The organism is Psychrobacillus sp. FSL K6-2843, assembly GCF_038626375.1.
Classification (GTDB): Bacteria; Bacillota; Bacilli; order Bacillales_A; family Planococcaceae; genus Psychrobacillus; species Psychrobacillus faecigallinarum.
The window spans coordinates 3966380-3980374 of the sequence record NZ_CP152021.1; the positions used below are offsets into that span (position 1 = coordinate 3966380).

The window sequence follows — 13995 nt, forward strand, 5'->3', positions numbered from 1 at the left end:
TCGTTCGATTAACATGACGAATAAATAAAGTAGATGACAATTTTGTCACCTACCTAAGATGTTGGACATTTCATTTTTCAAGGGAAATTGAAGTATAAAGGAAGTTCCTTCATTAACCTTAGACTGAACACTAATTTTTATACCTAGTTTGTCTGCAGCATTTTTGGCTAGGTATAGCCCCATTCCTGTTGAGGCATTCGTTTCACGTCCCGTTGTACCTGTGAAGGCCCTGTTAAATATTCGTGGTAAATCCGCTTGTCTAATACCACTACCAAAATCTTGAATTGTTAGAAGTTGATGACCGACTGAATCTTTACGTAAAAACAATTGAATAATGCTGTTTTCTTTACTGTACTTAACACCATTTGATATTATTTGTCTTAGTATAAATGCCAACCACTTTTGATCAGTTAGGACAGTTTTTTGAAGATCATCTATGTCAAAACCAATATTCTTTTGAATACACCATCCCTGCAGTTCTTTTATCTCCTGATAAACTACCTTTTTTAAGTTTACCTGCTCAATAATATAATCCTTTTCCAATGAGGATAGTCTCGTGTGATGCAGCTGCTGATCTAGCAATAGATGAATTCTAAGCCATTCTAATTCTAGCTTTCTTTGCATTTTAGAATCCTCTAAGGAGTCAATCATTAGCTTCATACTTGTTAATGGAGTTTTCACTTCATGAATCCATGAAACAATTTGGTCATCTTCCTCTAGGTGTTTAACCTTTAAATCGTTTAGTTCGTCTATTCCTATCCTAAAGCAATCCTCTAATACCTCAGTTACTTTCTTTTCAAAGCTAGATCTGCCTTCTGGAAACACTTCTTGGAGTCGATCAAAACTTGTTTCCACTCCCAGGTTCTCTTGTAGACTTTTTATATACTGTGTTTCTTTTCTAAATCGCCATACTAGAAACAATAAAAAAGCAATTGCATTTATCATATTTATATAAAGTAAGGAGACATCCTTAAAGGCAACATCAAGGGTTAATATAATGTTCAACCAAACCTGGAGGGTAAGAAAGAATATTATCCACGATATTCTTTCTTTGAGAAATGTCAGCAACATGTTTATCCCTCCTTTGAAATGGCCATATAACCTAATCCTTTTTTGGTTTGGATGACATCAGTCAAACCAATCTCTTCTAATTTTAAACGCAGACGATTCACGTTAACGGATAAAGTATTATCATTAACAAATCTCTCGTCATCCCATAGTTTTCTCATTAATTCATCGCGCGATACAATCTTGTCTACAGATTGCAATAAAACCCGCAAAATAAATAATTCGTTTTTAGTTAATTCTACCGAGAGGTCGTTCCTTAAGAGAACACCTTTCGAAAAATCTACCGTCGCTCCGTTCCACCTTGTCATTTCATTTTGCTCTTCCCCATAATCATAGGTTCTTCGAAGTATTGCCTGAACCTTCGCAAGTAAAACATCCATATGAAAGGGTTTTTGTACGAAATCATCTGCACCAATTTGCATTGCCATGATCATATCCATTGGATGATCCCGAGAAGATAGAAATATAATCGGTACTTTAGAAACTGCCCTTATTTGCCTACACCAATGAAATCCATCATAAGCCGGAAGCTGAATATCTACTATAACTAACTGTGGAGCTTCTTGTATGAAATCATCCATTACGCGCTGAAAAGTTGATGGGCCTATAACTTCTAATGCCCATTGTTTAAAACGATCCTGTATCATCTCGAATATTGACATGTCATCTTCAATTAAAAATACTTTTACGCTCAATGGAACCACCCCTTTAAAATTAGTTTACCATTTTTAAGCACAAAAAAATCCACCTCGTCGTCACGAGATGGATTTTATAATTTAATTATAGATTACTTAGTGATAGTAGCAACTACACCAGCGCCTACAGTACGTCCACCCTCACGGATAGAGAATTTAGTACCTTCTTCGATAGCGATTGGAGAGATTAGAGATACAGTCATTTCGATGTTATCTCCAGGCATAACCATTTCTACGCCTTCTGGTAAGTTACAAACACCAGTTACGTCAGTTGTACGGAAGTAGAACTGAGGACGGTAGTTTGAGAAGAATGGAGTATGACGTCCACCCTCTTCTTTAGAAAGAACATAAACTTCAGCTTTGAAGTCTGTGTGTGGAGTGATTGAACCTGGTTTAGCTAAAACTTGACCACGTTGGATCTCTTCACGAGAAACCCCACGAAGAAGAGCACCGATGTTGTCTCCAGCTTCTGCATAGTCAAGAAGTTTACGGAACATTTCAACTCCAGTTACAGTAGTTGATTTTGCTTCTTCAGTAATACCGATGATGTCTACAACGTCACCGATTTTAACTTGTCCACGCTCAACACGTCCTGTAGCAACTGTACCACGACCAGTGATTGAGAATACATCCTCAACTGGCATCATGAATGGTTTGTCAGTTTGACGTTCTGGTGTTGGGATATAGCTATCTACAGCGTCCATTAATTCAACGATTTTTTCTTCCCATTCTGGCTCTCCTTCAAGAGCTTTAAGAGCAGAACCTTTGATTACTGGAATGTCGTCGCCTGGGAAATCGTATTCAGAAAGAAGGTCACGAACTTCCATTTCAACTAATTCAAGTAATTCTTCGTCGTCTACCATATCACATTTGTTCATGAATACAACTAGGTATGGAACACCTACTTGTTTAGATAAAAGAATGTGTTCACGAGTTTGTGGCATTGGGCCATCAGCAGCAGATACTACTAGGATCCCGCCGTCCATTTGAGCTGCACCTGTGATCATGTTTTTAACATAGTCAGCATGTCCTGGGCAGTCTACGTGAGCGTAGTGACGAGTTTCTGTTTCATATTCAACGTGAGAAGTGTTGATTGTGATTCCGCGCTCTTTTTCTTCAGGAGCGTTATCGATGTCAGCGTATGATTTAGCTACTCCACCCATTTTTTTAGAAAGAACTGTAGCGATTGCAGCAGTTAAAGTTGTTTTACCATGGTCAACGTGTCCGATTGTACCAACGTTAGCATGTGTTTTGGAACGGTCAAATTTTTCTTTAGCCATTAGAGAAATCCTCCTCAGTAATTGTTTGTTTTTTTTATGATAAAAGATAGGGACAAGTAGTCCCTATATTTCATACACTACAAGAAAGTTATACTTGAATCAAGATGAAAATTCAATTATTCACCTTTGTGTTTTTTGATAATTTCTTCAGCAATTGATTTTGGAACATCTTCATAGTGATCAAATACCATCGAGAATACTCCACGACCTTGTGTATTTGAACGTAATGATGTTGCATATCCAAACATTTCAGCAAGTGGAACCATTGCACGTACTACCTGTGCGTTACCACGAGCGTCCATACCTTCAACGCGTCCACGACGAGATGTGATATCACCCATGATGTCTCCTAAATATTCTTCAGGAATAACAACTTCTACCTTCATGATTGGTTCAAGAAGTGCTGGGTTTACTTTAGAAACAGCATTTTTCAATGCCATAGATGCTGCGATTTTAAATGCCATCTCATTCGAGTCAACATCATGGTATGATCCGTCGAATAATTTAGCTTTAATATCGATTAATGGGAATCCAGCGATTACACCGTTGTCAAGTGAGTCACGAAGACCTGCTTCAACAGCTGGGATATATTCACGTGGTACAACCCCACCAACGATAGCATTTTCAAACTCAAAGCCTTTTCCTTCTTCGTTTGGAGAGAACTCGATCCAAACGTGTCCGAATTGACCACGTCCACCAGATTGGCGAACGAATTTACCTTCAACTTGTGCCGATGAACGGAAAGTTTCACGGTAAGATACTTGTGGAGCACCTACGTTAGCTTCTACTTTGAATTCACGACGCATACGGTCTACTAGAATATCAAGGTGAAGTTCACCCATACCAGCGATGATTACTTGACCAGTTTCTTGGTCAGTATGTACGCGGAATGTTGGATCTTCTTCAGCTAATTTTTGTAGAGCTTGACCCATTTTATCTTGGTCAGCTTTAGTTTTTGGTTCAACAGATAGTGAGATAACTGGCTCTGGGAATTCCATAGATTCTAGAATTACTAGAGATTTTTCATCACATAATGTATCACCAGTTGTTGTATCTTTTAAGCCTACTGCTGCAGCGATATCTCCAGCGTAAACTTGTGAGATCTCTTCACGAGAGTTAGCATGCATTTGTAGGATACGACCTACACGTTCACGCTTACCTTTAGTAGAGTTTTGAACGTATGAACCAGATTGAAGAGTACCAGAATACACGCGGAAGAAAGTTAATTTACCAACGTAAGGGTCAGTCATAACTTTAAACGCTAATGCAGAGAATGGTTCAGAATCGTCAGAGTGACGTTCTACTTCTTCTTCGCTATCAGGATCGATACCTTTCATAGCTGGAATATCAAGTGGTGATGGAAGGTAAGCAACTACTGCATCAAGAACTTTTTGAACACCTTTGTTTTTGAAAGCAGTACCACATACTACTGGATAGAATTCTACGTTAAGGGTACCTTTACGGATACCAGCAACTAATTCTTCAGTTGTAATTTCTTCTCCACCAAGATATTTTTCCATTAAATCTTCATCAAGCTCAGCTACCGCTTCAACTAATTTTTCACGGTATTCTTCAGCTTGTGCTTTATATTCTTCTGGAATTTCAACTTCTTGGATATCAGTACCTAAGTCGTTTCCGTATAAAGTAGCTTTCATTGTCACTAGGTCAATGATACCGCTGAATTCATCTTCAGCACCAATTGGTAACTGAATTGGATGAGCGTTAGCTTGTAGACGGTCACGAAGAGTTCCTACAGAATATAAGAAGTCCGCACCTGTTTTATCCATTTTGTTTACAAAAACAATACGTGGTACGCCATAAGTTGTAGCTTGACGCCATACTGTTTCAGTTTGTGGTTCAACACCAGATTGAGCATCTAGTACTGTAACCGCACCATCAAGTACACGAAGTGAACGTTCAACTTCAACTGTGAAGTCTACGTGTCCAGGTGTATCGATAATGTTTACACGGTGATTATCCCAAGCAGCTGTTGTCGCAGCAGAAGTGATAGTGATACCACGTTCTTGCTCTTGCTCCATCCAGTCCATTTGTGAAGCACCCTCATGAGTTTCCCCAATTTTGTGGATTTTACCAGTGTAGTATAGAATACGCTCCGTAGTAGTCGTTTTACCAGCATCGATGTGAGCCATGATACCGATATTACGTGTTTTTTCTAAGGAGAACTCTCTAGCCATATTGTATTTCTCCTTCCAATTTCGGATTAGAGTATGATTGTATTAAAATCTTACCAACGATAGTGAGCAAATGCTTTGTTAGCTTCCGCCATTTTATGCATATCTTCACGTTTCTTAACAGAAGCACCAGTGTTGTTAGATGCATCAAGAATTTCATTAGCTAAACGCTCTTCCATAGTTTTTTCTCCACGAAGACGTGAATAGTTTACTAGGTAGCGAAGACCTAAAGTATAACGACGGTCAGGACGTACTTCAACCGGTACTTGGTAGTTAGCACCACCAACACGACGAGCACGAACTTCAAGAACTGGCATAATGTTGCTTAATGCAGCTTCAAATACTTCTAATGCATCTTTACCAGAACGTTCTTTTACAAGATCAAACGCTCCGTATAGAATTTTTTGAGAAGTACCTCTTTTACCATCAATCATCATTTTATTGATTAAACGAGTTACTAGTTTCGAATTATAAATTGGATCTGGTAACACGTCACGTTTGGAAACAGGACCTTTACGAGGCATGTGTTTTCCTCCTTTCGACGAATGTCAAATTATTAAATATAAATTATTTTTTAACTTTAGGGCGTTTTGCACCGTATAATGAACGGCTTTGCATACGACCATTAACTCCAGCTGTATCAAGAGCACCACGTACGATATGGTAACGTACCCCTGGTAAATCTTTTACACGTCCTCCGCGGATAAGTACAACACTATGTTCTTGTAGGTTGTGACCTTCTCCTGGAATATAAGCAGTAACCTCTAACGTATTTGTTAAACGTACACGCGCATATTTACGAAGTGCTGAGTTTGGTTTTTTCGGCGTCATAGTACCAACACGAGTACAAACCCCACGCTTTTGAGGCGAGTTAAGATTTGTAGCTGATTTTTTAAAGCTGTTATAGCCTTTTCCTAATGCTGGAGACTTAGATTTAGTGATGTTGGATTTACGAGGCTTACGGACCAATTGGTTAATTGTAGGCATCGATTATTCCTCCCTTCATTTGTTCTTTTAATACCACACATCCAGGTGGTTCATTTTTTGGGTAAAAACAAAGTTTTTGTGTATTACACAAAAACTGTTACACAGTAATCGCCACAACGGCAGCGCTTAAACGCAAACCACAGGCTCTACCAAGCTCTAATTTAGACTCGACATAGGTTATTGGAACATCATTTTCTTGTGCTATCTGACGTGCTAATTCAATGATTCTCAATTCTACATCCAGTGCAATATATAATTCTTTGACAAGCCCTTTTTTCATTGCTTTTACTGCTTGCTTTGTACCAATGATCGTTTTGTCTGCTTGTTTTACTTTTTCATAAGACATTTACATATCCTCCAAAGCTACAAGTCCGATAACTATCAACCTTAAATATATTATCATTCCTTGAAAAAGGTGTCAAGGCTTAACAATAAAATATTAGGGAGAAATATAAATAGATCTCCCTAATATAAGTTATTCTGCGTTTACTGTTTCTTTTTCAGCATCGGCTTCGTTTGTAGTTATTTGAATTTGACGGTAACGTTGCATACCAGTACCAGCAGGAACTAGTTTACCAATAATTACGTTTTCTTTCAATCCAAGTAGCTCATCACGTTTTCCTTTAATCGCTGCATCAGTTAAGACACGAGTCGTTTCTTGGAAAGATGCCGCTGATAAGAATGATTCTGTTTCAAGAGAAGCTTTTGTGATACCAAGGATAACTGGGCGACAAGTTGCAGGGATTTTACCTTGTAAAACTGCTTCTTTATTCGCTTCAGCAAATTGGTGGATATCTAAAAGTGAACCAGGTAGCAAGTCAGTTTCTCCTGCTTCAATTACGCGCACTTTGCGAAGCATTTGGCGAACCATTACTTCGATATGTTTATCCCCAATTTCTACCCCTTGCATACGATAAACTTTTTGTACTTCTTTTAATAAGTACTCTTGAACAGTAGAAACATCTTTTACTTTTAACAATTCTTTAGGGTCTACAGAACCTTCCGTTAATACCTGACCACGTTGAATAACGTCATTTACTATTACTTTTAGACGTGCATTGTATGGAGCTAGATATTTACGTGTTTCTACATTACCTTGAATTGTAATTTCTTTTTGTCCTTCTCTAATTTCGTCAATTTCAGTAACGGTACCAGAAATCTCAGAAATAACCGCTTGCCCTTTTGGATTACGAGCTTCAAAAATCTCTTGAATACGTGGAAGACCTTGTGTAATATCATCACCGGCAACCCCACCTGTATGGAATGTACGCATCGTTAACTGTGTACCAGGTTCTCCGATAGACTGAGCTGCGATAATACCTACCGCTTCCCCTACTTCTACCGTATCTCCAGTTGCTAAGTTCAAGCCGTAACATTTTTTACATACACCATGTTTTGTATTACAAGTAAATGCTGAGCGGATAGTTAATTGAGTAATTCCAGCTTCTTCGATAAGACGTGCGATATCTTGAGTAATCAAGCCATCTCTTTCTAACATTACTTTTCCTGTTTCCGGATGGAAGATTGTTTTCTTCGTGTGACGTCCAACAATACGTTCGCCAAACTCTTCAATTACTTCCGTACCTTCCATAAGAGAGCCTATTAGTAAGCCACGGTCTGTTCCACAGTCATCCTCACGTACGATTACATCTTGAGCTACGTCAACAAGTCGACGAGTCAGGTAACCTGAATCGGCTGTTTTAAGAGCTGTATCGGCAAGACCTTTACGAGCACCATGCGTTGAGATGAAATATTCAAGTACTGTTAACCCTTCACGGAACGATGATTTAATCGGAAGTTCGATAATTCGACCAGCCGGATTGGCCATCAGCCCACGCATACCTGCAAGCTGAGTGAAGTTGGACGCGTTACCACGGGCCCCAGAGTCACTCATCATGAAGATTGGGTTCATGTTATCAAGTGATCTCATCAGTTTTTCTTGAATAACTTCTTTCGCTCTACTCCAGTGTCCAATAACGCTTGCATAACGTTCTTCCTCTGTTATTAGACCACGACGGAATTGTTTCATTACTTTATCTACTTTACCTTGTGCTTCTTCAAGAATTTCACCTTTATCTGGAAGTACGACGATATCAGAGATACCGATTGTAATACCAGCTTTAGTTGAATATTTAAATCCAAGTGATTTCATACGGTCAAGCATTTTAGATGTTTCTGTAATATGGAAACGTTTAAATACTTCTGCGATGATATTTCCAAGGATTTTCTTCTTGAATGGTTGAACAAGATCCGTAGATTCAATATGTTTTTTCACGTCTGTCGTAGTAGAGATGAAATATTTTTCAGGTGTTTCTATTTGTAAATTGTAATCCGTTGGTTCGTTAATATACGGGAACGTTTCAGGAAGTATTTCGTTGAAGATTACTTTACCTACAGTAGTCAACAACAACATCTTGTTTTGTTCTTCCGTAAATGTTGGATTTTTCAAGGAAGATGCAGCTATGGCAATACGAGTATGCAAATGTACATGACCTGTATTATATGCAATTAGCACTTCTTCTGGACCGTAGAATGTAGAACCTTCTCCCGTTGCGCCTTTACGCTCAAGTGTTAAGTAATAGTTACCTAGTACCATATCTTGAGATGGCGTAACAACTGGTTTTCCATCTTTCGGGTTCAAAATGTTTTGTGCAGCAAGCATTAGTAGACGTGCTTCCGCTTGAGCTTCTGCTGATAAAGGTACGTGAACAGCCATTTGGTCACCATCAAAGTCAGCGTTATATGCTGTACATACAAGGGGGTGAAGACGAATTGCACGACCTTCTACTAATGTTGGTTCAAACGCTTGGATACCTAAACGGTGAAGAGTAGGTGCGCGGTTTAGTAAAACCGGATGCTCCTTGATTACATCTTCTAATACATCCCAAACTTCTGGATGCATACGTTCAATTTTGCGTTTTGCACTCTTAATGTTATGCGCCAAACCACGTTCAACTAGTTCTTTCATAACAAATGGTTTGAATAATTCAATTGCCATTTCTTTTGGAAGACCACATTGGTACATTTTTAGGTTTGGTCCTACTACGATAACGGAACGACCAGAATAGTCTACACGTTTACCAAGTAAGTTTTGACGGAAACGACCTTGCTTCCCTTTAAGCATATGTGAGAGTGACTTTAATGGACGGTTACCTGGTCCTGTTACTGGACGGCCACGACGACCATTATCAATCAATGCATCAACTGCTTCTTGAAGCATACGTTTTTCGTTTTGAACAATGATGCTAGGAGCACCTAAGTCCAATAGACGTTTTAAACGGTTATTACGGTTGATTACACGACGGTATAAATCATTTAAATCAGATGTAGCAAAGCGTCCGCCGTCTAATTGAACCATTGGACGTAATTCTGGTGGAATAACCGGAAGTACATCTAAGATCATCCAATCAGGCTTGTTGCCAGAGTTACGGAAAGATTCTACTACTTCTAAACGTTTAATAGCGCGTGTACGGCGTTGACCTTGTGCTGTTTTTAACTCTTCTTTTAAGTTCTCAGTTTCACTTTCTAGATCTATCTCTTGTAATAGACGCTTAATAGCCTCTGCACCCATAGCAGCTTGGAACTTACTACCAAACTTATCTCGGTATGCACGGTATTCTTTTTCAGAAAGTAATTGTTTCTTTTCAAGAGGTGTATCCGCTGGTTCAATTACAACGTAAGAAGCAAAATAAATTACTTCCTCTAGTGATCTTGGAGACATATCCAAAATCAGCCCCATACGGCTTGGAATACCTTTGAAATACCAAATATGTGATACAGGAGCTGCCAATTCAATGTGACCCATACGCTCACGACGTACTTTCGAACGCGTAACCTCTACTCCACATCGATCACAAACTACGCCTTTATAGCGAACACGTTTGTATTTACCACAATGACATTCCCAGTCTTTTGTAGGACCGAAAATACGCTCACAGAATAACCCATCTTTTTCAGGTTTTAGTGTACGATAGTTAATTGTTTCAGGTTTTTTTACTTCTCCATAAGACCATGAACGGATTTTATCTGGTGAAGCTAAACCAATTTTCATATACTCAAAATTATTAACGTCTATCAAGGAGCCTACCTCCCTTTAGTCTTGAGTCTTTAGAAAGACCTTCCAAGTAGCTCTGCATAATGCAATTTAATACGGAAATACGGACAGGCATCACCTGTCCGATTTTTTATCTAATCAATTATTCCTGCTTGACCTTACTCTAAGTTTCCAACTGGCTCTTCTTCATTAGCTAGTGGTAATAAACCAAGTGCATCAGCTGCCGGAATATCGTCATCTTCATCTAAATCACGAAGTTCAATTTCTTCTTCGTCAATTGTTAACATCTTAACGTCCATACCTAAACTTTGTAGTTCTTTAATCAATACTTTGAATGATTCAGGAACGCCTGGCTCAGGAACACTTTCACCTTTAACGATGGCTTCATATGTTTTCACACGTCCAACCACGTCATCAGATTTAACCGTTAAGATTTCTTGTAATGTATAAGCAGCACCATATGCTTCTAGTGCCCATACTTCCATCTCACCAAAACGTTGTCCACCGAATTGCGCTTTACCACCAAGAGGCTGTTGCGTAACAAGAGAATAAGGTCCTGTTGAACGAGCATGAAGCTTGTCATCAACCATGTGGGCAAGTTTGATCATATACATAACCCCTACTGAAACGCGGTTATCAAATGGTTCACCTGAACGACCATCATAAAGAGTCGTTTTACCATCACGGTTCAAGCCTGCTTCTTCCATCGTGTTCCATACATCTTCCTCGTTGGCACCATCAAATACAGGTGAAGCCATGTGAACACCAAGAAGTCTAGAAGCCATACCTAAGTGAAGCTCTAGTACTTGCCCAATATTCATACGAGAAGGTACCCCTAGTGGATTTAACATAATGTCCACCGGTGTTCCGTCTGGAAGGAAAGGCATATCTTCTTCCGGAAGAATACGAGAGATTACCCCTTTGTTACCATGTCGTCCGGCCATTTTATCCCCTACAGAGATTTTACGTTTTTGAACGATATAAGCACGTACTAGTTGGTTAACACCAGGTGATAGTTCATCCCCATCTTCACGATTGAAGACTTTTACATCTAATACAATTCCGCCTGCACCATGAGGTACACGTAGAGATGTATCGCGAACTTCACGAGCTTTTTCTCCGAAAATAGCGTGAAGTAGACGTTCTTCAGCAGTAAGTTCTGTAACTCCTTTAGGCGTTACTTTACCTACTAAAATATCTCCGTCTCTAACTTCAGCACCGACACGGATAATTCCACGGTCATCTAAGTTACGTAAAGCATCTTCTCCGACGTTAGGAATGTCTCTCGTAATTTCCTCTGGCCCAAGTTTCGTATCACGTGATTCTGATTCGTATTCTTCAATATGCACAGAAGTATAGACATCATCTTTCACAAGACGCTCACTCATGATTACAGCATCCTCGTAGTTATATCCATCCCATGTCATGAAGGCAACTAGTACGTTACGTCCTAGCGCAAGCTCTCCTTGTTCCATAGATGGACCGTCTGCAAGGATATCTAAAGGTTTAACACGGTCTCCAACCTTAACGATTGGACGTTGGTTAATAGATGTACCATGGTTAGAACGTTCGAATTTGTGAACTTTATAAGTTGTTAAATCACCTTTAACTTCTTTTCCATCCACTTCTTCAATGCGACGAACGCGAATCTCTTTCGCTTCTACATGTTCTACGATCCCGTGATACTTAGCAATAACAGCGGCACCTGAATCACGTGCATTGACATGCTCCATACCAGTTCCTACAAACGGAGCTTCTGGGTTTAAAAGAGGAACAGCTTGACGTTGCATGTTCGCTCCCATTAGGGCACGGTTAGAGTCATCGTTTTCTAAGAATGGAATACATGCTGTAGCAGCAGAAACTACTTGTTTCGGTGATACGTCCATGTAGTCAATTTGATCTCTTCTAAATACCGTGTTGTCACCACGGAAACGGCCAACTACTTCTTGGTTTACGAATGCACCGTCGTCAGAAAGTGGAGAGTTAGCTTGCGCAACAACATAGTTGTCCTCTTCATCTGCTGTTAGGTAATCAATACGTGAAGTTACAAGACCAGTTTCAGGGTCAACTCGACGGTAAGGAGTTTCGATAAATCCAAATTTATTTACTTTCGCAAAACTGGAAAGTGAGTTAATTAAACCAATGTTAGGTCCCTCAGGAGTTTCAATTGGACACATACGACCATAGTGAGAGTAGTGAACGTCACGAACCTCGAAGCCTGCACGCTCACGCGTTAAACCACCGGGTCCTAAAGCAGAAAGACGACGTTTATGAGTTAACTCTGCAAGTGGATTTGTTTGGTCCATGAACTGAGATAATTGAGAACTACCAAAGAATTCCTTGATAGATGCAATTACTGGACGAATATTTATCAGCTGTTGTGGAACAATTGCTTGTGTATCGTTTATTGACATACGCTCACGAACTACACGCTCCATACGAGAAAGACCAATACGGAATTGGTTTTGTAATAACTCTCCAACTGAACGTAAACGACGGTTTCCTAGATGGTCAATATCATCCGTGTTTCCAACGTTGAATAATAGGTTAAAGAAATAACCAATAGATGACACGATATCTGCAGGCGTAATGTTTTTAACTTCGGTTTCCACATACGCATTACTAATTACATTTATCTCTTTTTGCTCGTCATCATTTGGTGCATAAATTTTAATCGATTGAACCGTAATATCGTCTTCTAAAACTCCTCCAACTTGAGAGAATGTTTTAAATCCAATTCCATTTTCCAAATGAGGGATCAGTCTGTCTAATACACGACGATCGATCAGTGTACCAGCTTCAACTAAAATTTCACCTGTTTCTGGATCCACTAACGTTTCCGCTACTGTTTGGTTAAACAAACGATTTTTTATGTGTAATTTTTTGTTCATTTTGTAACGACCAACATTTGCTAAATCATAGCGTTTTGGGTCAAAGAAGCGAGAGTATAGCAGGCTCTTTGCACTTTCCACAGTTGGTGGCTCGCCTGGACGTAAGCGTTCATAGATTTCTAATAACGCTTTTTCAGTAGTTTCTGTGTTGTCCTTTTCTAGCGTGTTACGTAAATACTCATTGTCACCGAGTAAATCAATGATTTCTTGATCTGAACCGAATCCTAAAGCGCGAAGTAAAACAGTTACTGGTAATTTACGAGTTCTGTCAATTCGAACGTACACTACGTCCTTTGCATCAATCTCGTATTCAAGCCATGCACCACGGTTTGGAATAACAGTAGCACCAAAACCTTTTTTACCATTTTTGTCTGTTTTGTCATGGAAGTAAACACTTGGTGAACGGACTAACTGAGATACAATTACTCGCTCAGCACCATTAATAACGAAAGTACCAGTTTCTGTCATGAGTGGGAAATCACCCATAAAGACATCTTGTTCTTTCACTTCATCCGTTTCTTTGTTGTGGAGACGTACTTTTACGCGAAGTGGTGCTGCGTATGTTGCGTCACGTTCTTTAGATTCATCGACTGAATATTTTGGATCATTCAAACTATAGTCGACAAACTCCAATGATAGATTGCCTGTAAAATCCTCGATAGGTGAAATATCCTTAAACATTTCACGCAAACCTTCTTCAAGGAACCATTCATAAGATGCTGTTTGAATCTCAATAAGATTCGGTAATTCTAGCACCTCACTAATACGCGCAAAACTTCTACGCTGGCGGTGTTGTCCGTACTGAACTAGTTGACCTGTCAACTCATT

Annotated in this window: 9 protein-coding genes; all 9 read right to left on the minus strand. The window is 39.4% G+C overall.

What is annotated here, in order from left to right:
* Positions 1–45 precede the first annotated feature (45 nt).
* Positions 46–1071, minus strand: coding sequence for a sensor histidine kinase (locus MKY94_RS20375; protein WP_342577745.1), 1026 nt, complete (start codon positions 1069–1071; stop codon positions 46–48).
* Between the two features lie 2 nt (positions 1072–1073).
* The gene (locus tag MKY94_RS20380; RefSeq protein ID WP_191697391.1) at positions 1074–1763 is read right to left on the minus strand and encodes a response regulator transcription factor; all 690 of its coding nucleotides are present in this window, start codon (positions 1761–1763) and stop codon (positions 1074–1076) included.
* A gap of 92 nt (positions 1764–1855) precedes the next feature.
* Entirely contained in the window at positions 1856–3043 is a 1188-nt protein-coding gene (gene tuf / locus MKY94_RS20385; RefSeq protein ID WP_144540964.1) for an elongation factor Tu, read from the minus strand.
* 116 nt (positions 3044–3159) lie between these two features.
* Entirely contained in the window at positions 3160–5238 is a 2079-nt protein-coding gene (gene fusA, locus MKY94_RS20390) for an elongation factor G (RefSeq protein WP_144540962.1), read from the minus strand.
* A 50-nt stretch (positions 5239–5288) separates the two neighbouring features.
* On the minus strand, positions 5289–5759 hold the full coding sequence (gene rpsG / locus MKY94_RS20395) for a 30S ribosomal protein S7 (RefSeq protein ID WP_144540960.1): 471 nt from the start codon (positions 5757–5759) through the stop codon (positions 5289–5291).
* A 43-nt stretch (positions 5760–5802) separates the two neighbouring features.
* A complete protein-coding gene (gene rpsL, locus MKY94_RS20400; protein WP_144540957.1) occupies positions 5803–6222 on the minus strand; it encodes a 30S ribosomal protein S12 in 420 nt (139 codons plus the stop codon).
* Between the two features lie 97 nt (positions 6223–6319).
* Positions 6320–6568, minus strand: coding sequence for a ribosomal L7Ae/L30e/S12e/Gadd45 family protein (locus MKY94_RS20405; RefSeq protein ID WP_151112048.1), 249 nt, complete (start codon positions 6566–6568; stop codon positions 6320–6322).
* A gap of 129 nt (positions 6569–6697) precedes the next feature.
* Positions 6698–10300 (minus strand): DNA-directed RNA polymerase subunit beta', encoded by a 3603-nt coding sequence (rpoC, locus tag MKY94_RS20410; RefSeq protein ID WP_144540953.1) that lies wholly within the window; start codon positions 10298–10300, stop codon positions 6698–6700.
* A 134-nt stretch (positions 10301–10434) separates the two neighbouring features.
* The gene (rpoB, locus tag MKY94_RS20415) at positions 10435–13989 is read right to left on the minus strand and encodes a DNA-directed RNA polymerase subunit beta (RefSeq protein WP_342577746.1); all 3555 of its coding nucleotides are present in this window, start codon (positions 13987–13989) and stop codon (positions 10435–10437) included.
* Positions 13990–13995: the final 6 nt, after the last annotated feature.